25 protein-coding genes are annotated in these 25,671 nt (G+C 38.7%); 13 read left to right on the plus strand and 12 right to left on the minus strand.

Annotation, left to right across the window (positions count from 1 at the left end):
• Window positions 1-7: 7 nt before the first annotated feature.
• The 4 genes from hpaD to FVA69_RS04250 all read right to left on the minus strand — a co-directional run bounded on the left by hpaD (window position 8) and on the right by FVA69_RS04250 (window position 3,987).
• Entirely contained in the window at window positions 8-889 is an 882-nt protein-coding gene (hpaD, locus tag FVA69_RS04235; RefSeq protein WP_004914293.1) for a 3,4-dihydroxyphenylacetate 2,3-dioxygenase, read from the minus strand.
• Between the two features lie 223 nt (window positions 890-1,112).
• Entirely contained in the window at window positions 1,113-2,579 is a 1,467-nt protein-coding gene (gene hpaE / locus FVA69_RS04240; protein ID WP_004905295.1) for a 5-carboxymethyl-2-hydroxymuconate semialdehyde dehydrogenase, read from the minus strand.
• Window positions 2,579-3,358 carry a fumarylacetoacetate hydrolase family protein gene (locus FVA69_RS04245; protein ID WP_004914288.1) on the minus strand — a complete coding sequence of 260 codons (780 nt, stop codon included), beginning with the start codon at window positions 3,356-3,358 and terminating at the stop codon, window positions 2,579-2,581. The genes hpaE and FVA69_RS04245 overlap by 1 nt, the downstream gene beginning before the upstream one ends.
• Window positions 3,358-3,987, minus strand: coding sequence for a fumarylacetoacetate hydrolase family protein (locus FVA69_RS04250; RefSeq protein WP_164528461.1), 630 nt, complete (start codon window positions 3,985-3,987; stop codon window positions 3,358-3,360). Before FVA69_RS04250 ends, FVA69_RS04245 begins: the two co-directional genes overlap by 1 nt.
• Before the next feature lie 430 nt (window positions 3,988-4,417).
• Here FVA69_RS04250 and hpaR point away from each other — a divergent pair, with 430 nt between their 5' ends.
• The 5 genes from hpaR to FVA69_RS04275 all read left to right on the plus strand — a co-directional run bounded on the left by hpaR (window position 4,418) and on the right by FVA69_RS04275 (window position 10,580).
• On the plus strand, window positions 4,418-4,873 hold the full coding sequence (hpaR, locus tag FVA69_RS04255; RefSeq protein WP_004905292.1) for a homoprotocatechuate degradation operon regulator HpaR: 456 nt from the start codon (window positions 4,418-4,420) through the stop codon (window positions 4,871-4,873).
• Between the two features lie 974 nt (window positions 4,874-5,847).
• Complete coding sequence (locus FVA69_RS04260) at window positions 5,848-7,668, plus strand: colicin-like bacteriocin tRNase domain-containing protein (RefSeq protein WP_164528462.1); 1,821 nt, start codon at window positions 5,848-5,850, stop codon at window positions 7,666-7,668.
• 2 nt (window positions 7,669-7,670) lie between these two features.
• Window positions 7,671-7,931 (plus strand): bacteriocin immunity protein, encoded by a 261-nt coding sequence (locus FVA69_RS04265; protein ID WP_123382475.1) that lies wholly within the window; start codon window positions 7,671-7,673, stop codon window positions 7,929-7,931.
• Window positions 7,932-8,049: 118 nt separating this feature from the next.
• Entirely contained in the window at window positions 8,050-9,978 is a 1,929-nt protein-coding gene (locus FVA69_RS04270) for a hemagglutinin repeat-containing protein (protein ID WP_238789284.1), read from the plus strand.
• On the plus strand, window positions 9,975-10,580 hold the full coding sequence (locus FVA69_RS04275; protein ID WP_164528463.1) for a hypothetical protein: 606 nt from the start codon (window positions 9,975-9,977) through the stop codon (window positions 10,578-10,580). The genes FVA69_RS04270 and FVA69_RS04275 overlap by 4 nt, the downstream gene beginning before the upstream one ends.
• 138 nt (window positions 10,581-10,718) lie before the next feature.
• Here FVA69_RS04275 and FVA69_RS04280 read toward each other — a convergent pair whose 3' ends face one another.
• The 4 genes from FVA69_RS04280 to FVA69_RS04295 form a co-directional block, all read right to left on the minus strand.
• Window positions 10,719-12,725: a BCCT family transporter gene (locus tag FVA69_RS04280; RefSeq protein WP_004914264.1), complete on the minus strand. Its 2,007-nt coding sequence runs from the start codon at window positions 12,723-12,725 to the stop codon at window positions 10,719-10,721.
• Between the two features lie 418 nt (window positions 12,726-13,143).
• On the minus strand, window positions 13,144-13,410 hold the full coding sequence (locus FVA69_RS04285) for a DksA/TraR family C4-type zinc finger protein (RefSeq protein ID WP_109911943.1): 267 nt from the start codon (window positions 13,408-13,410) through the stop codon (window positions 13,144-13,146).
• A gap of 74 nt (window positions 13,411-13,484) precedes the next feature.
• Window positions 13,485-13,922: a GNAT family N-acetyltransferase gene (locus tag FVA69_RS04290; RefSeq protein WP_004914258.1), complete on the minus strand. Its 438-nt coding sequence runs from the start codon at window positions 13,920-13,922 to the stop codon at window positions 13,485-13,487.
• 145 nt (window positions 13,923-14,067) lie between these two features.
• Complete coding sequence (locus tag FVA69_RS04295) at window positions 14,068-14,391, minus strand: hypothetical protein (RefSeq protein ID WP_004914251.1); 324 nt, start codon at window positions 14,389-14,391, stop codon at window positions 14,068-14,070.
• Window positions 14,392-14,696: 305 nt separating this feature from the next.
• On the opposite strand from FVA69_RS04295, the gene FVA69_RS04300 reads away from it, so the two are divergent.
• Window positions 14,697-15,383: a DUF421 domain-containing protein gene (locus FVA69_RS04300; RefSeq protein WP_004914249.1), complete on the plus strand. Its 687-nt coding sequence runs from the start codon at window positions 14,697-14,699 to the stop codon at window positions 15,381-15,383.
• Between the two features lie 49 nt (window positions 15,384-15,432).
• Here FVA69_RS04300 and cptA read toward each other — a convergent pair whose 3' ends face one another.
• Window positions 15,433-17,142, minus strand: coding sequence for a phosphoethanolamine transferase CptA (gene cptA / locus FVA69_RS04305; RefSeq protein ID WP_109911944.1), 1,710 nt, complete (start codon window positions 17,140-17,142; stop codon window positions 15,433-15,435).
• A gap of 452 nt (window positions 17,143-17,594) precedes the next feature.
• Between cptA and FVA69_RS04310 the strand changes: the two genes are divergently transcribed.
• From FVA69_RS04310 to FVA69_RS04325, 4 genes are all read left to right on the plus strand, one after another.
• On the plus strand, window positions 17,595-18,773 hold the full coding sequence (locus FVA69_RS04310) for an ion channel (protein WP_004914242.1): 1,179 nt from the start codon (window positions 17,595-17,597) through the stop codon (window positions 18,771-18,773).
• A 32-nt stretch (window positions 18,774-18,805) separates the two neighbouring features.
• Window positions 18,806-19,438 carry a cytochrome c biogenesis heme-transporting ATPase CcmA gene (gene ccmA / locus FVA69_RS04315; RefSeq protein ID WP_004914240.1) on the plus strand — a complete coding sequence of 211 codons (633 nt, stop codon included), beginning with the start codon at window positions 18,806-18,808 and terminating at the stop codon, window positions 19,436-19,438.
• Window positions 19,423-20,088: a heme exporter protein CcmB gene (gene ccmB, locus FVA69_RS04320; protein WP_004914238.1), complete on the plus strand. Its 666-nt coding sequence runs from the start codon at window positions 19,423-19,425 to the stop codon at window positions 20,086-20,088. Before ccmA ends, ccmB begins: the two co-directional genes overlap by 16 nt.
• 195 nt (window positions 20,089-20,283) lie before the next feature.
• Window positions 20,284-20,541, plus strand: a complete 258-nt coding sequence (locus tag FVA69_RS04325; RefSeq protein WP_238564678.1) for a hemagglutinin repeat-containing protein — start codon at window positions 20,284-20,286, stop codon at window positions 20,539-20,541.
• A 214-nt stretch (window positions 20,542-20,755) separates the two neighbouring features.
• Here the strand turns inward: FVA69_RS04325 and FVA69_RS04330 are convergent, their stop codons facing one another.
• Both FVA69_RS04330 and FVA69_RS04335 read right to left on the minus strand, forming a co-directional pair.
• The gene (locus FVA69_RS04330; protein WP_164528464.1) at window positions 20,756-21,244 is read right to left on the minus strand and encodes a hypothetical protein; all 489 of its coding nucleotides are present in this window, start codon (window positions 21,242-21,244) and stop codon (window positions 20,756-20,758) included.
• Between the two features lie 69 nt (window positions 21,245-21,313).
• A complete protein-coding gene (locus FVA69_RS04335; protein ID WP_164528465.1) occupies window positions 21,314-21,670 on the minus strand; it encodes a phosphatidylinositol-specific phospholipase C domain-containing protein in 357 nt (118 codons plus the stop codon).
• Window positions 21,671-22,118: 448 nt separating this feature from the next.
• Between FVA69_RS04335 and FVA69_RS04340 the strand changes: the two genes are divergently transcribed.
• The 3 genes from FVA69_RS04340 (at window position 22,119) to FVA69_RS04350 (ending at window position 24,537) form a co-directional block, all read left to right on the plus strand.
• Complete coding sequence (locus FVA69_RS04340) at window positions 22,119-22,466, plus strand: thioredoxin family protein (RefSeq protein ID WP_117162832.1); 348 nt, start codon at window positions 22,119-22,121, stop codon at window positions 22,464-22,466.
• A gap of 42 nt (window positions 22,467-22,508) precedes the next feature.
• Window positions 22,509-23,303, plus strand: a complete 795-nt coding sequence (locus FVA69_RS04345) for a sulfite exporter TauE/SafE family protein (RefSeq protein WP_164528466.1) — start codon at window positions 22,509-22,511, stop codon at window positions 23,301-23,303.
• A gap of 226 nt (window positions 23,304-23,529) precedes the next feature.
• Entirely contained in the window at window positions 23,530-24,537 is a 1,008-nt protein-coding gene (locus FVA69_RS04350; protein ID WP_109911949.1) for a LacI family DNA-binding transcriptional regulator, read from the plus strand.
• Window positions 24,538-24,697: 160 nt separating this feature from the next.
• Here FVA69_RS04350 and FVA69_RS04355 read toward each other — a convergent pair whose 3' ends face one another.
• Window positions 24,698-25,669, minus strand: a complete 972-nt coding sequence (locus tag FVA69_RS04355; RefSeq protein WP_004905244.1) for an ABC transporter permease — start codon at window positions 25,667-25,669, stop codon at window positions 24,698-24,700.
• Window positions 25,670-25,671 lie beyond the last annotated feature (2 nt).

Here is a 25,671-nt window from a genome sequence, read left to right on the forward strand (position 1 = left end):
CAACTCCTTACGCAGTGGTGGCTTGTTTGTCAGTAATATAACTAGGCAGAGGGAATACCGCGTTTAATTGCCCTGTTCCAGAGCTTGCGAACAAGTCAGTTAAAATTTCCACTTTTTCGGCGTATTTATCCCAACCCAGCATACCTAATAGCATCACGGTGTCGTGCATATGGCCTTCGCCATAGCAGTAGTCGGCATATTCAGGTAACATTTTGCAGAATTCTTCAAAACGTCCTTCACGCCAAAGTTTGACGACGCGTTTATCCATTTGCTCATCAAATTCACGTGTGTAGCTGTTCATGCCATCTTCAGCACGTTGGTCATCAATAAAGCGGTGAGATAACGAACCACTTGCTAGTACCGCCACAGTTCCATCGTATTTTTCAATCGCAGTCAGTACGGCTTCGCCTAACTTACGGCTGTCTTCAAAACTATGAGAAGTACAGAAGGCTGAAATCGAGATGACTTTAAAGTGACGATCGCTATTCATATAGCGCATAGGGACTAATGTGGCGTATTCGAGGGTTAAGCTTGGAATTTCATGTGCTTGAGCACGAACGCCTAATTTACGTGCTTCCTCACCGATCATTTGGCCCAATACGGAGTTCCCATCATATTCATATTCCATATCACGAATAAAATGTGGAAGCTCATTACTGGTATAAATACCTTTGAAGTGGTCAGCACAGTTAATATGATAGGCGCTGTTAACTAACCAGTGTGTATCAAAAACAATAATAGTATCAACGCCCAACTCACGGCAGCGGCGACTGATTTCTTTGTGCCCATCGATAGCGGCTTGGCGACATCCAAAGTTTTTACCTGGTAGTTCTGATAGGTACATGGATGGGACGTGTGTTATTTTTGCTGCGAGTGCCAACTTACCCATTTCCTTCCTCCTTCGCTTATCCGTCATACTTCGCGCCGTAGCGTTGTTGGCTTCATAAAGTTACCCTAGTCACATACTTCAGTATGCTCCTAGGGATAACTTCACTTACCGCCTAGCTACAACACGAATTATTTAGGATAAGTAGCCAAATTAATTATCATTGATTCAAAATTACTTAGAATAAAGAATGGTGTAGCTTGCTACGGAATAATTTTGCTTTTTATTACACACCCCAGCGAGGGATGTTGTGGTCTCCGTAGGAGATACAGACGTTCTTCATTTCCGCGAAGACTTCGAAGCTATACTCGCCACCTTCACGGCCTACACCCGAAGCTTTTACACCACCAAAAGGCTGGCGCAGGTCACGCACGTTTTGGGTGTTAACAAACACCATGCCAGCCTCAATGCTGCGTGATAAACGTAAAATCTTGCTGACATCTTGTGTCCAAATATACGAAGCAAGACCGTACTCAATATCATTTGCCATGCGTAAACCGTCTTCTTCAGACTTAAACGGAATTAAACAAGCAACAGGCCCAAAGATCTCTTCTTGGGCGACACGCATGCGGTTATCGACATCAGCCAATACGGTAGGACGCAAGAAATTACCACCTTTGAGGTGATCAGGTAGATCAGTCGGTTTGTCTGGACCACCCGCTAACAAGGTTGCGCCTTCTTCCATACCTAAGCGAATATAACCCGAAACTTTGTTCCAGTGCTGCTGGCTGATCAATGCACCCACTTGGGTTTTGGGATCGTTCGGGTCACCGACGATCAGGCGATTTGCCCGCTCAGCAAAGCGTTTAACAAACTCAGGGTAGATGCTTTCTTGAATGAAAATACGTGAGCCAGCCGTACAGCGTTCACCATTAATGGAGAAAATAGTAAACAGAGCTGCGTCTAGTGCACGCTCAATATCGGCATCTTCAAACACCAACACTGGTGATTTACCACCTAACTCCATAGAATACTTTTTCAAGCCTGCATTTTGCATAATGGTGCGGCCAGTAGCCGTACCGCCGGTAAAGGAAACCGCACGGACATCATGATGCTTAACTAACGCATCACCCGCAGTGCTACCGTAACCTTGAACCACGTTCAGAACACCTGCTGGAATACCGGCTTCTAGTGCCAGTTCACCGAGGCGATTTGCCGATAATGGTGATAATTCAGACATTTTCAGAACCGCAGTATTACCCAGTGCTAAACAAGGGGCGGTTTTCCATGTGGCGGTCATAAATGGCACGTTCCATGGGGAAATTAGCGCACAGACACCCACAGGTTGAACCAAGGTGTAGTTCATCATCTTGTCATCAACAGGGTATGTACGGCCGTTCATTTGCTGGCAAATTTCAGCAAAAAATTCAAAGTTATGTGAAGCACGTGGGATCAACACGTTTTTAGTTTGGTGAATAGGTAAACCGGTATCTTTGGTTTCCATTTCCGCGATTTGCGGGACGTTTTCGTCGATCAATTCACCAAGGCGACGCATTAAGCGAGCGCGCTCTTTCATTGGGGTATTGGCCCACTTTGGAAAAGCGTCTTTCGCTGCGGCAACGGCTTGGTTGATTTCATCTTGTCCACCCGCGGCGACTTCTGCTAATACTTCACCCGTTGCAGGGTTGGTGGTTTCGAAATAGTCTTTGCTGGCAACGTTTTTACCGTTGATCCAATGATTAATCTTAGTCATTACACTCGTTCCTCATAGTCTTTTTCGCTGATAATGGTGTTGACCAGTCGGCCAACGCCTTCAACTTCAACAATGACTTCGTCGCCCGGTACCACGTCAGACAGCCCTTTTGGTGTCCCCGTAGCAATCATGTCTCCCGGTTGCAATGTCATAAAGTCACTGAGGTAAGCAATTAAAAAAGGAATATCGAAAATTAGATCGGCAGTGGTGCCTTTTTGGCGTAATTCACCATTAACATAGGTGTACAAAGCCAAATTATGCGGATCTTTAATGGCATCTTTATCGACAATCCAAGGGCCAATCGGCGTTAAAGTATCACGACTCTTAACACGTAAATTTGGGCGATAATAGTTCTCTAAATAGTCACGGATCGCATAGTCATTACACACGGTGTAACCTGCGACATAGTCCATGGCATCTTCCCTTGAAACCTTGTGAGCTGTTTTACCAATCACCACCACTAATTCAGACTCATAATGCATATATTCCACATTATCAGGGCGAACAGAAACTTGGCGATGACCCGTTAAGCTGCTTTCTGCTTTTAAGAAAATTAAAGGCTCTTCAGGTGGCTTAAATTCTAATTCGGCAGCGTGGTCGGCATAGTTCAGGCCTAGGGCAAACAAGGTTCCTTGCGCAGGAGGTAACCATTCAACATCAGGAGAATCACCCGCAATCACGTCCCCGTTAGGTAACGTAATGGCTTCGTTATCACCGACGGTGACGGAATATTCAGTGCCTTTAAAAAGGATTTTTGCGTGTTTTGTAATCGTAGACATTATTTTCCTCCTGCTGCCACAACGGTATTTTTCAGGCTAGGAAAGCCTTCCGCTTGAATAACCACTTCGTCACCGGGTTTGATGGTGACACGTTGTTGTGGTGTGCCGAGCAGGATCACATCCCCTTGCTTTAAGGTGGCGAAGTCACTTAATGCAGCAACTAACTCACTCGCATCACGGATCAGATCTTTTGTTGACCAGCGATCCACTTCTTTACCATTTACTAGGGTGATGATATCGACAGGATTATTTAGCGAAGTTGCAACCATTTCACCAATTGGACAAAACGTGTCGCGGCATTTTGCTTTAATGGCAGGGCGATAGAAGGTGTCTTCTGGCAAGCTCACTTCATTTGCCAGCGCAAACCCAGCAATAAACTGATGTGCATCTGTCTTACTGACTTTACGTGCATTTTTACCGATCACCAAAGCAAGCGCAGCGCCACTTTGCACTTCTTCACCAGCGGGATGCAAAATTTTCTCGCCTGAATTGATACGCGTATTACGCGGCTTAATAAACCACACTGGGGTTTTTGGTGGGGTTTTATAAGGGGCTTGCTGGAATGCCTCAAGCCAGTGGCTAAGCTGGCTTTGATGATTGAGGGCAACGGCAAATACAGTGCCTTTCATTGACAACTCCTTAATGAAAAGAATTCAACTTTCGAGTAATTATTAATATATTAATAAAGTATAATTTTGAAATTAGCAATAGGTTTATGGAAATGTTAATTTTAATTGTGATCTCATTAACATAATTAAGTTATCTTTTTGTAAGTTAATGTTATAAAAGAAATTATTATTTTTTAAATTTTTTTTGATTTACAAAAAATTAACTTAAAAGTGAGTTTTTAAATTATTTACTCATTAATATTTTAGGGTTTTTCTTTGAGATTGTTATTTGACCGTGCTACTCTTAAATAAGGCAAACTGGTGATGTGAAAGCTCATAGTTATGGTATGTGATTTCATCAAAGTACAGGGCCAACAAAGCGAAATGGCAACTGCCATAAAATGCCAAAATTGGGTTAAGTAACGTTAATTAAGTGGTGAGTTTTAATCTTATGCATGAATCATTGACAATTGCATTATTGCAGGCAAGAGAAACCGCAATGGGTTTTTTCCGGCCGATATTAAAGTCGTATAATTTGACTGAACAGCAATGGCGTATCATTCGAGTTTTAGCTGATAAGCGTTCAATTGATTTTCATGAATTATCAGTTCAAACCTGTATTCTGCGCCCAAGTTTAACGGGGATCCTAACCCGTATGGAGCGCGAAGGTTTAATTTTCCGCTTAAAACCGTTGAATGACCAACGTAAATTATATGTCTCTTTGACACCTGCAGGGCAAGAGCTCTATGACAAAGCACGGCAGGAAGTGGAAGAAGGCTATCAAAAAATAGAGCTGGCATTTTCACCAGAGAAAATGCAGCAATTAACTGCGTTGTTGGATGAGCTAATCGCTTTAGAGAGCCCAGATTATAGTAATATCGCTGCTGATAAGAGAAAGAGCGCCTAAATTTTCGTCATATTTCGAGCTCTAGCTGTGTTGGCTTCTTTCGGCTATTTGGGTCATATATTGATGTATGCTCCCCAAACTATCCTCAATTGCCGCCTTGCTAGAGTTCGAACTATTTAGAAATTTAATCATTGGCCATATTTCGGTTATTTGGGTTACATACGTGAGATGAATAAGCGGAAAAGTGCCTAAATTTTCGTCATATTTCGAGCTCTAGCTGTGTTGGCTTCTTTCGGTTATTTGGGTCACATACTGATGTATGCTCATCTGACTATCTTCAATTGCTGCTCCTACAATTCGAATTATTTAGAGTATAGTTATCACTTGAATAATTCCCTTTCCCTGTAGATTCACTGCAATCGAACTTTACTTATACTCATTAGATAAACGCTAAATTCCCCACTGTCATATCCTTTTTTGCAATTGTGAAATTACCTGTAGGGCTACTTGTGACAAAGTCTTCAGCAAAATTATTTTCTAATAAAATCAATCGATTGATTTTCAGTGTGTAATATTAAATATTATCTTTAATGAAGTATTAACCGAAATAATGGAATGAAATAAACACAAAAAACCGTATTAAACAGGAAAGTGTTCAATTTTAGTCATAGTGAATATTTTTTATCTAAAAACAGTTAATGAGAATAAGTTACATTACTATTAACTGACTGTTAATGACAAAAACTTAAACAACATGACAAATAATCAAATTATATGGCGTTTATTATATTTACCGTTATTCATGATTTCGCCTTATGGCTACACAGAAAATCAATTGCTACCTTCTGCAGGATGATTTATTTCATGAAGAGTGGATGAGGGAGCAGGAAAGCGAAGGTAAAAAGTAATGCAAACAAAAATAATATTCATTAGTATTTTTTCTTATTCATGAATTAGGTTTATATTTAATTTAACTTAACTGTGTATTTACACAGTGCCATGAAACGGATTCTTAATAAAAAAAGGAAATTTTTATGGGTGTACATGCTTCAGATGGTTCAGGATGGAGTTCTGAGAATGATCCGTACGGTGGAAATGATAACAGCGGAAAAGGCACTGGTCCGGAAGGTAATGGGGATGGCGGTAACTCAGGCGGTGGAGGGAATGGTTCATCGGTGAATTTCAGCAAAACGCCGGAAAAACAAGCTATTGCCTCAGCCATGTTAATGACGATTCCGTCCCAAATAGCGATAGTTGAGGGAACGTGGGGTATTACAATTAATACGACTGCACTCACTTCGCCTTTTGCCCGTTTGGCTGGGTTATTGGAGAGTAGCTTACCGATGGCTGGTCGTTTAACTGCCGTTGGTGCTTTACTTACACCTACCCCTATTGCTTTAGATACAATGGACCCTGCTTTTCGGGAACATCAGCAACAATTAGCCAATTTAGTCGCTAATCAGAAATTACAGAGTCAAACATATTCATTAACGGCTCTTCCTGTCAGCATCGTGACAGATATGCCCGTTAAAGATATTTCTCGTCAAAAAACAGTGCCGGCTAAGGTTGTGGTTGAACAGGTTGTTTCGCCAGAAAAGAATAAAGTTACGCCCGCAATGACTAAAAACCCGCAACAGGTCAATGTTGTTCAAGCTAAAAAAACTGGGCGACCAGGTGTATATTCTGTTGAAATTGCACCAGGTAAACCGGCATTACAGATTGAAATGACGGATAAAAAGCCGAGTGCATCGTTTAAAACACCATCTTATGACAATGTTAAGCCAGAATCGGTTATTCCGAGTGTAACGTCTGAGACATATCAGGGGATTGTTGATTTTGGTGGCGACCATGCGCCAATTTATATTTCAATATCGAAGAATCCAACGACTGCACAAGAAAAACAACTAATTGAGGAAGCTAACCGAGATTGGCGTGCTTTATATCCAGCTGAAGCTGCGGAATTAGATTGGAAGCAAGCAAGTAGCGAGTTATCACAAGCAGATGTAGATGCCCAGACAGCAAAAAGAGAACTCGATAAAACTAAAAGCTCTCCGGAAGGCGGTGCTTTAACTGATGTGAGTAAAAATCCTTTACAAATTAAACAGTCAAGTCAGGTAATTTCTAGCGTATTTGGTATTGAATATATTGAAAAAATTGATAATCAAAAAGCATTGTCATATTTACTCAATCGTAATCCTGAAGATTATGTTATTAACATTTTGAGTATTGCTAGCGTATATGGATATGAGACTGATGATGGTAGCGAACCTGAAGTTCTAATTGATGATCCGGAAATTTATGAGTCTATTGTAGAGCGTTTCACATTAGCAAAAGAGCGACTTTTAGACGCTGAAAAAGCAATTAAAGAAGCAGAGAGAAAGCTGGGCATAGCTTTAGAGAAAAAGAAAAAAGCCGAAGCTAAAGAAAAGAAAGCGAAGGATAAAAAAGAAAAAGAAGAGAAGCGTAAAAAGCCTGGCACTGCTACAGGAAAAGGCAAAAAAGTTGGCGATAAATGGCTTAATGATGCCAGTAAAGAAAATGGTGCTCCTATTCCTGAGCAAGTAGCTAATAAATTACGAGGTAAGAAATTCAACAGTTTTGATGAGTTCAGGAAGGCCATCTGGAATGAGATATCAAAATTTCCAGAATTGATTAAAAACCTTAGTAAGAATAATAAAACTCTTGTTTCTAAAGGATACTCGCCTTTTGCTAGGAAAAAAGATCAAGTTGGTGGTAGAAAGGTACATGAGTTGCACCATGACAATCCAATTAGTGAAGGGGGAGAAGTCTATGACATGGACAATTTAAGAGTTACGACCCCGAAAAGACATATTGATATCCATAGAGGTAAATAAGAATGGAACTAAAAAATAATATTACTGATTATACAGAATCTGAATTTTTAAAGTTTTTAACAATTATTTGTAATGCAGATACAGCAAGTGAGGAAGAACAAATTAAGTTTGTGACCCACTTTGAAAAAGTAACAGAGCATCCAAGCGGAAGTGATCTTATTTACTACCCAGAGGATGGAGCCGATGATTCTCCAGTTGGTATTTTAAAAACAATCAAAGAATGGCGTGCTAAAAATGGTAAGCCTAGTTTCAAAAAAGGCTAAGAACTACTACTTAAGAACTACTATTAATGGAATAGCTGAACATAAAGCATCAATGACTTAAGGATGAATCATTGATGCTTATCCACCAATTGTTATTCGTCGCGATGAACTCAACTTAATGAAACTCGCGGCCTCAGAGCCTGCTGCCAATATCAATGCGTTACTTACCAAAACAGGAAATTGGGCAAGTTCAGGGGAAATAAACCTCACCGCAGGCAAAAGTATTGAAGCGCATGGCATTGCCTTCAACAGTGGAAAATCACTGACGTTCAATGCAGGCCAAGATATTTTGTTAGGCTTAAAAGCGATTAAAGATGTCGACAATGTATTCAAGACCAATCGCTACCCAGAGCTGCGCTCTCAACTCATTGCGAATGGTAATATTACGTTAAATGCGGCCCGTGATATTGACTTGCAGTCGGCTAACCTTCAATCCACAGAAAAAATTATTGTACTTTCAGGCCGTGATACTAAATTAACGGCTACCGCTTACTCTGCCATTCCCAACCCCAACGAAGATAACCAAGATGTACGTTATGTCACTTCGACACTTTCCGGTGATAAAGGCGTCACGCTGGCCTCCAATGGCGCACTTACCGCACAAGGTAGCACAATCAAATCCCTAAATGACATCACACTCTCAAGCGGGGGAAATGTACGGTTAGAGTCGGTTAAAACGAATTATCGAAAACAGTCAGGGAAAACATATGAAGAGTTATATCGCCAAATTGGCACTGAAATTAACAGTGGTAAAACGCTGACCATTTTGTCTGAGGGGAGCATTCTTTTCCAAGCGTCTCGTCTCATTGCCAAAGGCGCGATGGATATTGCGGCAAAAGGTGGGTATCTCTATGCCCAAGCCATGGAGGAAAGCAGTTACTTCGAAGAGTATAAAAAGAAATGCAATAGATGGACGCTTTGTATCACGAAAAAGGAAGTGAGAAAAACACGCAGTGATAAAACCAATAAAGTCACTGAATTTACCGCAGGTGGTGATATTAACCTATATGCCAAGGATGATGTCACCTTAGAAGCCACCAAAATTAATACGGGCAAGAATGCCAAAATCACCAGTCAAACCGGTAAGGTGAATTTTAAGGCTGTCAAAAACTCGCAATTTGAACAGGTGATTACAAATTCTAACGGGTTTTATATTACACAGCGCAATAAAGGGTATACCTCAGATAAATGGATTCTACCCAGCCTTCATATTGGTGGCAAGTTGACGGTTGATGCGAATAAAGGGATCACTGCGGATGTCAAAACCAAAGAAGGACAGTCATTCGAGCAGGCGCTAGCCATATTAAGTCGCACTCCGGGGTATGAGTGGCTCGGGGACGTTAAAAATAACAAAAACATCAATTGGGCTGTTGTAAAAGATGCTTATAGCCAGTGGGATATAAAAACTGAAAGCCTTAATCCAGTCGTAGGTGCTGTGATTGCCATTGCTGTAGCGGCTGCTACTTATGGAACCTCTACAGCCGCTGGCTTTAAGGTTGTAGCGAACTCTGAGGAGGCACTTAAATCATTAAAAAATGCAATACCAACTACCTCAAAGGAGTTATTAACATCTGGCAAACTTAATACCTCTAAATTAATCCCCATCATAGAAAAAGAGCAATTACATGCCTCTGCGACTAACAAATTGGTTGCGGAAATTAATAGACTCCCGTCTAAGACGCAGGCTGCAAATACAGCCACCATGATAGGTGCATATGATCCTGTAACGGGGAAGATAGCTATTGGATACAGCGATGGTAAAATTTCAGCTGAAATGCTGAACAAGGACACTGTAATTTATGTTGAGAAAAAACTTGGTGTTAAAATAGCTGAATATACAACATTTTGTAAAAATAAAGTGGGCGCCTGTGCTGAGGTATCAGCAGCAGACTCGTTGATCCGCCAAGGAGTTAAGCCAGAAAATATCCGATTTACCCAAGCGGTCAGGCCTAGAGAGGTTTGGGGAAAAGATACAATTTCGCTAAAAGCAATAAAAGAAACATGTGACAATTGCCTAGTTACATGGCCAACAGGAGTAGATAGATGAGTATGTTAGATATTAATTGGGAACCTAGCTTTGGTTCGGTTTTTACTTGGTTTGCCATGGATAAAAACGGAAAAATTGCTGTCATGATTAATAATGGTTTTGGTGATTTACCTAAATCGTTATTGGCGATTAATAATGTTACAGAGCTTTTGAATGATTTAAATGAATACATGTGGGAAGAATCAGCAACCTTTGTAAATTATCCCCTCAATAAAGGTGGCTCAGCTATTTTAGATTTATATTCATCATGTCTTTATCGACATCTATCTTCGAAAAAAGAAGTTGAAGAGTGCATAGAAAATGAGTTAATGACTTCGGGACATTACAGTGATACTAATCTGACAGTCAATAAAGGTTTTTTTATTTATCAAGCGATAGAAGGCAATAACCCTGGAGATGATTACCCTGTCGGCTATGAAGGTGAAACTAAGATGGGGGATTATTTTCGTTATTTGATGCCGACTATTTATGCTTCAATTGAAGACTTTCCTGAAGAATTGCGCCATGGAATTGCGATATCTGATACCATTGATTTCACAAAAGATAGGCTACTGGATAACGATAAAATTAGTGAGTATTTTCCGCGTATGTACCATGACTAAGGTTATGGGCTATTAAGCGAAAAAATAAAACAAGGCAAAGCTAGGAAATAATCATAAATAACCGCCATCTTTACGTAACGATGGCGGTTACTACTGTGTAAACTTCAGTCTTTAATATTCAATCTCACTCTTTTTGGGCTACTTCCCCAACAAGTGTAAAAAGTGAATATGTTTTTCGTACTGATCAAGAATATCGTGAATGATCTGCTCTTTTGCCCAGCCCATCACATCGTAGTCTTGCCCACCTTCTTTTAAGTGAATTTCAGCGCGGTAGTAGCGTTGTTCTTCACTCTTTTCATCATCACTTTCTGTGCCCATACCCGCTAAGGCAAAAGAGGGCTGAATATAGTAACGGAGGCGAACTTCGTATAAAAAGTTCATATCGTCGCCTAAATCGACCTCAAAACCTATTCGGTCATCTTTGTCAGTATGGATATGGCATACAGTACCTTGTTTGGCCAGTTCTTCCGATACCATTTCCATTGATGGCTTCACAGATTCTTCCATAAAGCGTTTAACATGCGCGCGTTTAGGGAAATATACGATGTTACGTAAACGCCTTTGCCATGGAATAGGGTTACGACTGGCGGTTGGGGCGATGGTCGCTAATTGCTGGCTATCGCGTTTATACGCATCAACTCGAAGTGCTTTAAATAACCCATAAATAGAGGCCAATAACACCATCGCAAACGGTAGCGCACTGGCTATTGTCAGTGTTTGCAAGGCTTGCAAACCACCGGCTAACAGCATGGTAATGGCAACGACACCCATTAACCCAGCCCAAAAAATACGCTGCCAAATTGGGGTATTTGAGTCACCACCAGATGCTAGCGTATCAACCACCATAGCGCCTGAATCTGCTGAAGTAACAAAGAATACAATTACCATCAACATAGCAAAAAAGGAGAGCACAGAAGAAAATGGGAAGTAATTAAGAAACTCAAATAAAGCGAGAGACACATCAGCTTGTACCGTATCTGCTAATAGTGTTGCGCCTTTATTTTTGATTAAATCTATCGCCGTGTTACCAAAGAACGTCATCCACATCAATGTGAACCCTGCAGGGACGAATAATACGCCCATGACAAATTCACGGATGGTGCGGCCGCGGGAGATACGTGCAATAAACATCCCGACAAATGGTGACCATGATAACCACCAACCCCAATACAGTAAGGTCCAACCCCCTAACCAGCCACTGGACTTAGGTTCATACGCATATAAATTAAAGGTTTTAGTGACGATCTCTGATAGATAACCCCCCGTATTTTCAACGAAAGATTTAAGCAGAAGCACTGTTGGCCCTAAAGCAACAATAAGTACCAGTAATAAGAAAGCAAGGCCAAGGTTGAGTTCAGATAAAATACGGATACCTTTATCAAGGCCTGAAACCACAGAAAGTGTCGCTAAACCCGTAAAGGTGATAATTAAGATCACCTGTACAGTTTCATTCACAGGCCAACCAAACAAATGATTTAAACCTGCGTTTACTTGTAGCACACCGAACCCGAGAGAAGTGGCAACACCAAATACCGTACCTACCACAGCAAAGACATCAACCGCATGACCAATAGGGCCATAAATTCGCTCACCAATAATGGGGTAAAGGGCTGAACGTAATGTCAGAGGGAGGCCATGACGATAGCTAAAAAACGCTAAAATTAACGCGACAATGGCGTAAATCGCCCAAGCATGTAACCCCCAGTGGAAGAATGTTAAGCGCATAGCTTCTTTAGCGGCTTCAACCGTTTGTGCTTCACCGACCGGCGGGTTGAGGTAGTGCATGACAGGCTCAGCAACCCCAAAGAACATTAAGCCGATCCCCATACCCGCGGAGAACAACATCGCAAACCATGATACATAGCTAAAATTTGGCAGGGCATGGTCTGGTCCCAATTTTATTTGCCCGTAACGGGAGAGTCCCAGATAAGTCACACTCAAAAGAATAATAGCGACAGCAAGAATGTAGAACCAACTTGCGTTATTAAATAAATTTTGTTGAAGATGACTTAGATGAGATTCTGCGACTTCTGGCATCAAAGCGGCAAAGCCAACGATAACCAAAATAATAATGGCAGAGCTATAAAACACAGGGGGACTAATTTTAGAACGAACTTTTTTAGAATCAGTAGCAATTTGACTCATAACAACCTTCTTTTGTTTTATTTTATTTTTGGCATACCGAAATTGACAAAGTATGCAACGCGCTGTCCTTCTTAATGAAACAATGAATAATTGCGAAAAGGTTCCCTAAGGAAACAAGATAGAAAGAACAATAATATGGTGTTGATGACAGGCTAAACTGCCTAAAGTAGTAATGAAATCCGAGTCTTTGCCACCTTCATAAGTTAAAAAATAGGCGGTTATACTGCCATGATATAGATGAATGATCAACAAAAGTGGGAAATAAGATTAAATAAGGGATGAAAATATCATGTTAATTATCATTAAATTAATAGTTAATGATGCACTATTTACATGTTTTACCAATAAGTTAACGCAAATACGTGAAAGTAAGTGCTAGATAAGTAAAAAGCACAGATAAATTGGGATGAAAATGTAACTAACGTAATTGGCTATCCTTACTGCCACGTCGATTATAACCACTAAATGCAGATTGTTTTTTATCTAATTCATTTTGGCAGTTAATACAGAATTTAACGCCGGGCAATGCTAAGCGGCGGGCTTCAGGAATGGCTTCACCACACTCCTCACAAAACTCGGCGCTTTCACCGGAGTGTAATTGCCGTCGCGCTTTCGCTACCGCATCATCAAGAGTGGCATCAATTTGTTCTTGAACGGCATCTTCATTTGCCCAACCATTTGCCATTATTCACCTCTATTTGATTAAATCTTGACCTTCTATCAATATAGGGACGAGAGAATTTAATTCAAGGGCAATTATTACTCTAAAGATAATGTCATGTAAATGTGGTCCATTCCGTCCTCATCATACATTTCGCCTTCAGTTTGATACCCAAGGGTATGGTAAAAATCAATGGCCGTATGTTGTGCTGAAAGAGCAATTCTAGGGTAATGGTGGGAGCGACCATATTGTTCTACAAATTTCATTAGTTCACGTCCAAGCCCTTTGCCGCGGTGTGGCTTTTGTACTGCGACACGACCAACTTTGATGAGAGTGTCTTCAAGTAGTACGCAGCGTAATACAGCTGCTGGCTGATCATTTAAATACAAAACTACATGTAATGCGGATTCATCATATTCATCGACATCGATATCAGCGGGGAACCCCTGCTCTTGAGTAAAAACTTGTTGGCGCAGGCTGAAAGCATCGGTAAGGAGTTCTGGGTTTGCGTACCCAATACTGTGTTTAATTTGCATTAGTTTTCCTAGTTGCTAATGAATAAGAAGTATAATTATATCGTGGAATGGCGAACTAGTTAGGCGGGTTTTGTTGTTTTTTTTGGCACCAAATAAGAATGCAGGCATTTAAAGCCCACATTCTTGAAGAGAACTGAGGAGGAAATTATTTTTTATCAGTTTCAGCGTCATTTTCTGCTTTGAGCGATTCCGTTTTTTCTTTCATATCGGTTGCCACTTCATCGGCTTTATTAATCGCATCTGTTTTGACTTCTTGGCTTAGCTCTGACGCGTTTTGTTTCAACTCTTCAGCTTTATTTTGCGCATCTTTAGTTAGCTCATTGGCTTTTTGTTCACCATCTTCTTTTAATTGCTGGGCTTTTTCTTCTGCTTGTTTAACGGTATCACTTGGTTTGGATGAGTCATCACAACCAGCGATAACAGTAACAAGACCCGCGAAAAGAAGTGAAGTGATGAGTTTTATATTCATAAACATATCCTTAGCACGATGTAGGTAAAAACATTATTAAAGCCCGATATTGGCATGATTGCCAATGTGTATATTTAACTATAGTTGAAATTAAGAGTATTATAAAACAAATATATAACATGATGAAATATAAAGATATTTTTCGAATTTGGATTTGGGTTGAAACCTATTTTTTGGGAAAATAATCGTTTGTTCCATGCTATAGCGTTATAAAAAGTAGATAATCAAGCTAAACTGTTCGAAACTTAATAGTTAAATAAATAATGAAAACAAATGTATGTTTTAGATAACAAAGGAATAGCAATATGGCGTACTATTATTCGTTGATTATTTTAAAGTTTATTATCGGTTTTGCCATTGTTATCACTCATATGAACCTATCGGGAAAAACGCAGCTTTCTCAAATGACTCCTATTGATTTCATTGGTAATTTCGTCTTAGGGGGCATTATTGGCGGGGTGATTTACAGTGATACTATCCCATTGTACCAGTATGTGACTATTTTAATTATTGGTGTTTTGTTTATTAGCTTTTTAAACTTTTTAACAAAAAGATTTAATTTTTTTCGTAATGTGGCGATTGGTAATCCCATACCCATTATTAAAAAAGGCCAATTTATAATGGAAAACATTTTAGAGAAATCCAATAAGATAGACCTTATCAATATTTCATCTCGAATTCATGCGCAAGGAATCCACTCTTTTCAAGAAATTTATTATGCACAAATAGAGCCCGATGGGCAGTTAACTATTATTTGCGATGAAAAAAATATGCCATCAGTGATCCTGATAAAAGAAGGGGTTATTAGAAGCTATGGTTTGGAGTCCATCGAAAGAGATGAAAGCTGGTTAATGCAGCAAATTGAATTACAAGGCATTGAATCAATAAATGATATTTTCTTGGCTGAATTTTGGCGCGGTGAAGTCACGTTTATTTTGCGAGATGGTAAAATAAACCGCAAAAATGCACAGCATCTAAAAGTCATTGCTTAAATGAATAGGTCGGTGAAATACAAAAAATATTTCACCGACAGGGGCTTAATTACTTTTTCAAATCATCATAGAGCATTAATGAAGATTTATTATCTGGGTCACCAATATAACGAGGCTGAGGCTTAAATGACTCATTAAACAGGCTTTTTTCAGGTTCAAATCCAGTATAATTTAAACCTGCTAAATCAGACCATGCATAGATAAAGTCCATATTACTGAACGGTCGAGTTGTTTTATCATTCAAATCAAATTGATGAGTTGATAACCACTCGGGTGATTGCCAAACTAGGAAAGGCACATTATAAATGACCTTACTCGGCTTACCTTCACTACGCCCTAACATTTCATGAGGTGGGGTATCATAAACATCTTCACCGTGGTCCGAGAAAAATACCAAAAAACCATTTTCTTTTGAAGAATCAAAGTCTTTGATTAATGTTGAAACAACATAGTCATTATAATGTTGTGCGTTATCATACGCATTATAATCTTTTACTTCATCCTCATTTAAATTAGCGGGAACTACGCTATCTTTGTCTTTGAAAATAGCTTTATCTTCAGGATAGCGGAATTCATAGCGCATATGAGTCCCTAACAGATGAACAACGATAAATTTCTTTTCAGCAGGGTCTGCAAGTGCTTCTTTGAATGGAGAAAAAACCACGTCATCATAAATACGTGAGCTTTGAGCCATATCATTATTCAAATAATATTGCTTATCTGTTTGGCGAGAAAATGCGGTTAATAAGGTATTACGTTCAGTCATTGTCTGCTGGTTGGTGATCCAAAACGTTTTAAAGCCCGCTTGCTTCATCATATTCATGATAGAAGGGCGTGAATTGAACAATTCAGGTTCAGTTTGTGTCGCAAACGTCAGAATTTGCTGTAGCGCTTCAATGGTATAAGGTCGTGATGTCACAACATCATTGAATACTGATAAGTTGTTAGGATAATCCCTTGCAAGTTCTTCTAACTCAGGCGTGGTTGGGCGTGAATAACCATACAGGCTCATTCTATCGCGGCTGGTGGATTCACCAATCACTAATACAAATGTACGTGGAGTATCACCGTTTGCATCGACGAAGTTTTCTAGTGGCGGAATTTTACTGTTGTCACGGATTAGCTCTTCCATGTTTGCCAACTGGTTTTTATATAAAAAGTAACCGCTAACAAATTGCCATGGTGCAGCATAGGCGAGTTTACTATTCAAATAAGACGCAACATTAGCCATTGGTCGGTCTTGTTTTATCCCTTTGTTATAATAAGGAATTCCGAATAAAATAACTAAAATCAGTAATGAAATACCAATTCTCCCTGATTTGGGTAATGTGACAGGTTTTAGACGCGTCCAAAGGAAAATTGCCACGACAGTATAGGCGAGTATGACGCCTAGGACTTTGAAGCTAAAATATTGCTTAAGAAATTCACCAGCTTCATTGGTATTAGTTTCAAACATGACGAACATGACACTTTGCGATATTTGGTGGCCATAAACCACAAAATAGGCGAGTGCGACAACAGAGGATAGCCAAAGAACAATACCTATCACCCCAGCAACTAATTTGATTCTTTTTGGGAACAATAAAGCAGGAATTAGCCAAAGGGAGCTATAAAGTAGTGAGTCTCTAAGGCCAATGGAGTTACTTTGCCCTGTTACGAGCACATACAGCTGTAATAACGATGAAAAATACCAAAAGTAGATTAGTAACCAGAACAGAGAGGTCCAGCTAAACTTTTCCGAGTGTGTAGTGTTACTCATAGGTTTTTAAACTCTTGTTTTCTATTATTGTTAAGTCGAATTGAAAAATAATTGAGAAATCGATTTTTAGATATGAAGATGTAATTTAAGTTCCCCATACTCGTCATCTTTCAAGATGCAGGGGTGTTAACTGTACTCCGCTCGCCAAGTCACATAGTTTACCTATGCTCCTTGCCTATCGTCATTTGTCGCCTACCTGCCTCTCGAAATATTTAGAGTATGAATCGGCATCTTTCAAGATGCAGGGGGTTAACTGCACTTCTGAGCCAAGTTACAGCTCGAAACTGTTTCTATGATATTGCATTATAGACAATGTTTTATACGTTGATACTAAAACAGTAAAATCTTGAATTATTGTTTAATAATATTTCATTCAGTTGATATTATCTTTTAACCTATTTATGGTGTATAAAAATTTGACCAACATTATCAATAAAGGGTGAGAGCAACTTATGTTAGACAACTCATTTGTGGCTTTTTTGAAATCATCCTTATCAATCAGGGTGCTGCTCTCATTATTAATTATTATTGATGGCACAATGATTCTAAAGCCTGTGTTAAGTGCTTATACCGACTATATTGATTGGCGTGAGTCTGGGCTGACACAGTGGTTGAAATCACTCGGTTTTATGAAACTGCTGGATATTCCTCGTTTTCTATTGGGGATTTCGCTTATCTTCCTATCGCTATTTATGGTTAATGGAGCCCGTATCGCATGGGTGTTCTCATTATTTTTACTTGGAATTATTTCATTTGTTGATTTGAGGTTAGCGCAAGAAAACATTCACCAAGGTTATTTCTCGCTCTTCTTATTAATTGCATTGTGTGTGTTTTGGAAGCTATATCATCATCATAGCTTAACTAGTGCAGGGTTTGTGGCGATCACGTGTATTATCGCATTGTTGCTTTACTCCATTTTTGGCACTTTATACATTGGTAATGAATTTTCGCCAGTGGTTAAAGATGGCACTACGGCCTTTTATTTTGCTTTAGTATGCATGACGACGGTCGGGTTTGGTGACATTGTACCGGTCACCGTGGATGCGCGTGTGTTCACGGTGACAGTGATTATTTTAGGGATCACAATTTTTACCACTTCAGTGGTTTATATTGTTGGGGTGTTAGCAAAAGGCACGAAAGAAATTGTGCGTAAGAGGTTTTCTTATATGAAAAATCATTATGTGGTGATTGGTAGCACACCGATGGCCGTCAATGTTTATCAAGGGCTGAAAAAACGAGAGCTACCTGTAGCCGTGATTTGCCAAGAAAACCATCGTAGCCATTATCCAGAAAAAGATAACATTGTAACGGGCGACCCCACCAGTTCGGAATTGCTAGCAGCAGCAAACGTAAAACATGCTAAGTGCGTACTGGTGATGACGGATAGCGATTCGCTCAGCACTTTTGCCCTATTGGGCGTGAAAGAACAAGCGGGTGTTGAGGGCACGGTGAAAACCGTGGTATTAATTAATCAAGAAAGTAATATGGATAAAGTTCGCTTACTTAAACCTGATATGTTGTTTTCATTATCGACCTTAGGTTCAGAGGTTTTGATGCAAGTGCTTTGCGGTGAAGCAATATCGAGTGACTCTATTAGTGATATGCTGTTGAACAAAGTTGCAAAAAGCTAACCTCAAAATAAAAACAACAGGAATTGTGCTTCATGCTAAGTGCTCAACAAGTGAGTTGCCATCGGCAAAATAGGGTGTTATTCCATCAACTTGATTTTATTGTGCAGCCCAGTGAAATCTTACAAGTTGAAGGGCCTAATGGAGCGGGAAAAACAACCCTGCTACGTATGATGGCTGGGTTATTAAAACCTGATGAAGGTGCGGTCTGTTGGAATAATCAATCGATTGATAAGCTAAAAGAAGAATTCACTCGCCATTTACTTTATTTAGGCCACAAACCTGCGGTTAAATCGTTACTGACACCTTATGAAAACCTCAAGTTTTATTATCAAATGCACCATAAAGGGCATGAAGGCGAGCGGATTTGGTCTGCTTTAGAGGAAGTTTCATTAATCGGTTATGAAGATATTCCTGTTAGCCAACTTTCTGCAGGGCAACAACGGCGCGTTAATTTAGCCAGGCTATGGCTAAGCGAAGCCCCTCTGTGGATACTTGATGAGCCTTTCACCGCAATTGATGTGGCGGGAGTCGCTCGTTTAACAGAACGTTTTCATCAGCATGCAGAGCAGGGGGGGATTATTTTGTTTACCTCTCACCAAGCGATGTCAGGGCAATTTGGTTCACTAAAACTGACGGGTGGGGTTGAATCATGTTTTGGTTATTAATTAAACGGGAGCTTAAAATTGCTTTCCGAGGTTTTTCTGAGCTCGTTAACCCGTTGTGGTTTTTCTTAATTGTTATCACATTATTTCCGCTTAGTATCGGTCCTGAGCCTCAATTATTAGCGCGTATTGCCGTTGGGGTATTTTGGGTCGCGGCTATTTTGTCTTCACTATTATCACTAGAGCGTTTATTTAAGGATGACTATCTTGATGGCTCCCTTGAGCAATTGTTACTTGCGCCACATCCTTTATTTATAACCGTATTTGCTAAGGTGATCGCCCACTGGCTAGTAACTGGGTTGCCATTGATCTTGTTATCTCCGGTTGCGGCATTAATGTTGTCTTTTAGTGCAGACACGCTATTGGTGTTGGCGGGTACTTTATTACTAGGGACGCCGGTATTAAGTTTTATTGGCGCGATTGGTGCGGCATTAACGGTTTCCTTAAAAAAAGGCGGGGTTTTAGTTAGTCTGCTCGTTTTGCCGCTTTATATTCCAGTGCTTATTTATGCAACGGGTACGATGGAGGCACATAGCTTTAAAATGCCTCTCGATGGCTATTTTGCCATTCTTGCCGCGTTATTTGCAGCGAGCATTACCTTTTCTCCTCTCGCTATCGCCGCTGCATTGAAACTGAATATAAGTAATAGTTAGATATTTTTCCTTTCACAGAATATAAGGGCAAAGTAAAACTGCCCTTGAGGTTGTTGACAAAGCGGGATAAAGCGTATTTTTTCCCGCTTTGTGTTATCAGCCGAAAATCAATAAATTGTTTTTCCTTGTTTATTTTCTAGTCTTGGCGAACTGGCTTTAAACACAACGACCGTTATTAATCAACTTTCAGGTGAGATCAGTGGACAAAATACCCGGATAACTGCCAAAAATGATATTAACCTGACCAGTGCGACGAATACGCAAACGGTGGGTGGCAAAAATGAAAGTAAAGGTGGCTCAATCGGTGCGGGTATCAGTACAGGCGGTTGGAATGTCAATGCGAGTGTGAATAAAGGCAGCGGATTTGAAAAGAGTGACAGCCAGTTTTATACCGACACAGAAGTGACCGCTGGCATTCACGCCCAGCTCGATGGTGCGGTCATTAGCAGTTAGGCAAACAAATCACGGATATTGCGGGACGGATGCAAGTCTTAGAAAATACTGGGACTTGCATTAATAAACTTATCTCTCACCAGCCAAATAGCAAATTAGAAATTTGGGTGTTAAGTGATTTTGTAATAAATTTCTAGTTAAAATAAAATCTGTTTGGATATTATTAAAAATAAAGGAAAAAATTTATTCTTTTATATGCTTTATTTTAAAATAATTATTTTCGTAGGTTCTTATTATTATCTATTACATGGCTTATTAAAGACTCACCAGGAAAATCAGCCATAATTATCCCGACAGAGCGTTTCATATTTAGGCTATTATAATATTTTAATTTATCTCGAGTTAGAATATTTGTACCTTCAAAGGAAATTGTACAAATACCAGCACAAGATGTTCTAGGGAAATCCGGATAACTGTCTTTCCATCCTGGAGTGGTTAAGCCGGTAGAAAGACGGGGTGCTGAGGTACCTGGAGATGAATGCCCGCTTGCAACAAAATAAGGAAACGAACCGCCAGAGCCACTCAAGTAATTGATATAGATTCTATTATTATTTCCATTACTTGCACGGTCTAATTGTGTTTTTACTGCCTCCCATTTTGAATATAAATGCCAATTGGTTTTTAAATGGAAATTATCTTGTATACTTGTAAGTTCGTAAGCTAAACCATAATTATGAAAAGCAGCATTATTGCTAAGTATCATATATTTTCCCCTAACATCACCTAATTTTGTATCCATAGACTGTAAATTAAAATATTTATCTTTATATAATTAAATGTAATACTCTAATGTTTTATTCATGGGGCGAGTGTTATTATTGTCAGGGGCTATTTCTTGTTTTAACCTAAAAATAATGGTTTCAGAAGGGTTTTTTGATAAAAAAATATTAATGGAATTCATAAAATCACCAAACATAACATCAAGAAATATACTACCATGATGTAGGGCAAATGCATTACTCGTATGCCTCACCCTGATATCAAATACTCTAATACCATATTCTAATTGTTGGTCAAAATTTAATGCTTGTGTTGACACACTATCCACAAAATTTTTATATGCAGCACTATCATGAGTCCCAGGTAATGCTATTTCGGAAAGCATTATATCATCTCTAAGAGTATCCATCCATTTAGGCTTCGCCGTAAATCCATCAGAAGCGCTTCTGTAATAAGCAGAATCTAAATGAGCAAAAATTGAAGGCTAAATATTAATAAGAGTAAAAGATATAGTCTATTTTTCATTATGAACACCTTTAAGTTATATTAAACGACGTCGTTACTATAACGACAAGAATATTCACAAACAAAAAATTAATGCATAATAAAAAATAAAAGTAGCGTATATATATTGTATGGTTATTTTTTGTTAAATGAATACAGATTTTATTTTAACTACTTATTATTTTTCACACGTGTATTTTTTTATGATTAAATTTAACTCAACCAATTGATTTTTAGGTAATATTTAATTTATCAATAATATTGAACAACTAATGGATAAGAGGTGATATATTATCTGAAGCATCACTTCAGTATGTTAGTTCAAGAAAAAATGTATAAAAAGGTAGCGTATAATGCCTCATATCTTACAGTTAGATAGTGATAATTTCTCAAGCACACTTTACCCTCTAGGTCAGGAAGAGCATCAAACGGTAGTTGTTTATTTTTCGGCGTCTTGGTGTTTGCCTTGTAAAAGCATGCACCCTATTTTCATTAAACTTTCTGAGCATTTTCAACAAAATAATATTGTTTTTGGTCTTGTGGATATTGCTCAGTCACCCACTTTGGCTCCTAAATATGGTATAAAATCAGTGCCGACAATTGCGATTTTCCAAGATACTCGTTTAATCGATATTATTGCTGGAGAAGTGTCATTTAATTGTGCATTAATGGTATTGAATAAAGCACTTGGGAAGCGTTAATGCTCAGCGAATATATTTGAAAATAATGATAAGTCATTCACAATGCTAATACTGATATTAGAAGGGTTATTGATAGGTTGCCTACTTGGTTTAACGGGAGCCGGTGGTGGTATTCTTGCTGTTCCAGCGTTAATGGCAAGCCAAAATTGGAGTGTGGCATTAGCGGCACCCGTTGGTCTTTTAGCGGTTACAATTGCTGCATTTATTGGTGTTGTTCAGGGCCTTATAAAAAATAACATTCGCTATAAAGCGGCTATTTGGATAGCATTATTGAGCATTCCTTCCGCTAAATATGGTGTTTATCTTGCCCATGTTACCCCACCAATTTGGTTAACGCTTGCTTTTAGTTTCGTTATGATTTACGTCGGATGCCGTATATTTTTCAATCGAGCAGATGTGCAGAATGATGTTCATTGTATAATTAATAAAGACACTGGAAAATTTATTTGGAATACTAAAACTGCTTTAATCTTGGGGGGCATTGGTGTTGTTACTGGGTTACTTACTGGGCTGTTAGGTGTGGGAGGTGGTTTTATTATTGTTCCTGCATTGCGAAAATTCACTAATTTAAATATGAAGAGTATTATTGCAACATCATTAATGGTCATTTTTTGTATTGGTAGTATTAGTATTTTCATTAATGTCTGGAATGGGTTCCAGTACCCTAAAGAAATTAGTCTTGTTTTCATTGCTTCTTGTGTTATTGGTTTATTAATTGGTCGATTAATAACGCATTATATTTCCAATAAGGCTATCCAAATATTATTTTCAAGTGTTGTTATCTTTGTTGCTCTATGGTTGATTTTATCAGTACTGATTGAATTAAATATTATTTAAAATAGATTTTAAATATCAAGCAATTAAGTGGTTTTTTATAATTCATGCGGCATGTGTCACTATTTTGAATTATCAGTCATTTATTCTCCTTAATGAAAGTTAAATTGATTTATCTTCAAGCTCAAAGAGGTATAATGAATAATCGCATTTTATCTACCCAGATAATAGCAAAATGGATTGCTAATATATTCTTCCGGGTAATCATTAAAGGTTGACTAGTATAATTATGACAAAACAAGATAGCTCAACAACGATAATTGATATAGCAAAACGTGCTAATGTAACTGATATTACAGTTTCTAGAGCATTTAATCATCCTGAGATGGTAAAGAAAGAAACTCGAGATAAAATATTAGCTATTGCGCAAGAACTCAATTATGTCCCAAACCTTTTTGCGCGTAATCTGAAAAATAAAAATAGCCGTATAATAGGTGTGGTCACTGACAGTACATTTAACCCATTTTATGTGGTGCTTATTCAAACAGTTTCACGCTTAGCGAAAGAAAAAGGCTATCAAGTCATGATTTTTGATTCAGATAGCGATGAAAAAGCAGAAAAAACAGCAATTGAAACGTTAGTCAGTTACAAGGCGAGCGGTATTCTACTATCGCCAGTTCGTGACGATAAAGACTATCAACCAAGTTACTTATCATTAATTGACCAACACAATGTGCCTTTGGTTTTTGTTGACCGTTCAATTTATGGTTATCAAAATAAGTATTCGGGTTTATTCTTGAAAAACTTTGAAATAGGTGCTTTAACAGGAAAATTTCTTAACCAACAAAATAGTGAGAATACACTTATTGTTTCAGGGCCAGAAGGCTCCGAAATTAGTTTATCCCGTTTAGCGGGGATATATGAAAATTTTCCAAATAGAAAAAGCATCAATGTCTTATACAGTAGCTATATGTTTAATAAGAATGATGAAGATTATTTAAGGAAAAAAGTCCAAGAGCTGTACACACCTAATATGTATATAGTTGGGTTGAATGGAATTATTACAGCTGGAATGTATAAAATCATTTTAGAATTAGGCCTTTCTTGCCGCTATTTTTCTGTTGATTTACCTCCCTATGCAGATACTTACCATTTATCTATTTCTGGTGTACACCATGATTCGGTATATCTTGGTGAATTAACAACTGAGTTATTGTTTTCTGAGATAGAACGAGATTCACATAAAGATCATAAAACAAAACAAATATTTGTTGATGGGAAACTTGTTGTTTATTAATAAGAATCAGAAATAAAGTACGTTATGATTTTTATATGTACTCTAAAGAATTTGAGTTGCATATGAGCACAGTTAACATACATGTAATTTAATGTATGAAAAATATAAATAGGCAGGTAACGATACCTGCCTATTTTAATGGTTATGAGAAACTATTCATTTAGCGTTTCATTGAACTAATTAAGGTCGCCCCCCAAATAATTAGGCCTTTTACAATATATTGAACATAAGGTGAAATACCTAATAAATTTAAACCATTATTGAGTACACCTAAGATCATTGCGCCAATGAGTGTGCCAATGATCATACCACGGCCCCCTGCGATTGAAGCACCGCCGAGTACGACTGCAGCAATTGCATCTAACTCAAAGCCTACGCCTGCATTGGGTTGCCCGCTCATGACTCGAGAGGTAAATATTAACCCAGCGAAAGCCGCAGTAAAACCGCTAATGACGTAAACTAACATTTTATAACGTTCAACGCGGATACCACTGAGACGAGCGGCTTCTTCATTACCGCCTATCGCGTAAATATAGCGGCCAAAAGAGACATGATTTAGTACAACATAGAAAATAAGATAAAGGCCAAGCATTAATAAAATAGGAACTTGGATCCCCATTAATTCTTCTCGTCCCCAAAAAGCAAACTCTTGAGGTAATCCTGAAACTGGGTAGCCACCGGTATAAATTAAGGCGAGGCCTTTAGCAATGATCATGGCACCCAAGGTGACAATGATGGGCGGCATTTTACCATAAGCCGCTAAAATCCCATTAATAAAGCCAAAAGCAACACCGGATAATAACCCCAGAGCAATGGCTGCATAAGGATCCATTCCATAATATTTCATTAAGCCAGCCATCAAGGTTCCAGAAAGTGCCATAACAGCACCAACGGATAAGTCAATTCCACCAGTTAAGATAGCAAATGTCATACCGATAGCGATAATGGCATTAATAGAAACCTGACGAGCAATAGTAGAAAGGTTATTTACAGTTAAAAAATGTTCATTAAAAATGGACATGCAGACAAATAAAAGAATTAAACCAACAAGTGGTAAAAATGCAGGTATTTTAGTTAACTTAGAAAAACTAAACTTATTTTTAGTTAATGGAATTGCACTTTGATTAGACATAG

The organism is Providencia sp. PROV004, assembly GCF_011045615.1.
In the GTDB taxonomy this organism is placed as follows: domain Bacteria; phylum Pseudomonadota; class Gammaproteobacteria; order Enterobacterales; family Enterobacteriaceae; genus Providencia; species Providencia rettgeri.

Coding starts and splice junctions, on each gene's coding strand:
- hpaD (WP_004914293.1), bottom strand. CDS start 889: ATGGGTAAGTTGGCACTCGCAGCAAAAATAACACACGTCCCATCCATG.
- hpaE (WP_004905295.1), bottom strand. CDS start 2,579: ATGACTAAGATTAATCATTGGATCAACGGTAAAAACGTTGCCAGCAAA.
- FVA69_RS04245 (WP_004914288.1), bottom strand. CDS start 3,358: ATGTCTACGATTACAAAACACGCAAAAATCCTTTTTAAAGGCACTGAA.
- FVA69_RS04250 (WP_164528461.1), bottom strand. CDS start 3,987: ATGAAAGGCACTGTATTTGCCGTTGCCCTCAATCATCAAAGCCAGCTT.
- hpaR (WP_004905292.1), top strand. CDS start 4,418: ATGCATGAATCATTGACAATTGCATTATTGCAGGCAAGAGAAACCGCA.
- FVA69_RS04260 (WP_164528462.1), top strand. CDS start 5,848: ATGGGTGTACATGCTTCAGATGGTTCAGGATGGAGTTCTGAGAATGAT.
- FVA69_RS04265 (WP_123382475.1), top strand. CDS start 7,671: ATGGAACTAAAAAATAATATTACTGATTATACAGAATCTGAATTTTTA.
- FVA69_RS04270 (WP_238789284.1), top strand. CDS start 8,050: ATGAAACTCGCGGCCTCAGAGCCTGCTGCCAATATCAATGCGTTACTT.
- FVA69_RS04275 (WP_164528463.1), top strand. CDS start 9,975: ATGAGTATGTTAGATATTAATTGGGAACCTAGCTTTGGTTCGGTTTTT.
- FVA69_RS04280 (WP_004914264.1), bottom strand. CDS start 12,725: ATGAGTCAAATTGCTACTGATTCTAAAAAAGTTCGTTCTAAAATTAGT.
- FVA69_RS04285 (WP_109911943.1), bottom strand. CDS start 13,410: ATGGCAAATGGTTGGGCAAATGAAGATGCCGTTCAAGAACAAATTGAT.
- FVA69_RS04290 (WP_004914258.1), bottom strand. CDS start 13,922: ATGCAAATTAAACACAGTATTGGGTACGCAAACCCAGAACTCCTTACC.
- FVA69_RS04295 (WP_004914251.1), bottom strand. CDS start 14,391: ATGAATATAAAACTCATCACTTCACTTCTTTTCGCGGGTCTTGTTACT.
- FVA69_RS04300 (WP_004914249.1), top strand. CDS start 14,697: ATGGCGTACTATTATTCGTTGATTATTTTAAAGTTTATTATCGGTTTT.
- cptA (WP_109911944.1), bottom strand. CDS start 17,142: ATGAGTAACACTACACACTCGGAAAAGTTTAGCTGGACCTCTCTGTTC.
- FVA69_RS04310 (WP_004914242.1), top strand. CDS start 17,595: ATGTTAGACAACTCATTTGTGGCTTTTTTGAAATCATCCTTATCAATC.
- ccmA (WP_004914240.1), top strand. CDS start 18,806: ATGCTAAGTGCTCAACAAGTGAGTTGCCATCGGCAAAATAGGGTGTTA.
- ccmB (WP_004914238.1), top strand. CDS start 19,423: ATGTTTTGGTTATTAATTAAACGGGAGCTTAAAATTGCTTTCCGAGGT.
- FVA69_RS04330 (WP_164528464.1), bottom strand. CDS start 21,244: ATGATACTTAGCAATAATGCTGCTTTTCATAATTATGGTTTAGCTTAC.
- FVA69_RS04335 (WP_164528465.1), bottom strand. CDS start 21,670: ATGGATACTCTTAGAGATGATATAATGCTTTCCGAAATAGCATTACCT.
- FVA69_RS04340 (WP_117162832.1), top strand. CDS start 22,119: ATGCCTCATATCTTACAGTTAGATAGTGATAATTTCTCAAGCACACTT.
- FVA69_RS04345 (WP_164528466.1), top strand. CDS start 22,509: ATGCTAATACTGATATTAGAAGGGTTATTGATAGGTTGCCTACTTGGT.
- FVA69_RS04350 (WP_109911949.1), top strand. CDS start 23,530: ATGACAAAACAAGATAGCTCAACAACGATAATTGATATAGCAAAACGT.
- FVA69_RS04355 (WP_004905244.1), bottom strand. CDS start 25,669: ATGTCTAATCAAAGTGCAATTCCATTAACTAAAAATAAGTTTAGTTTT.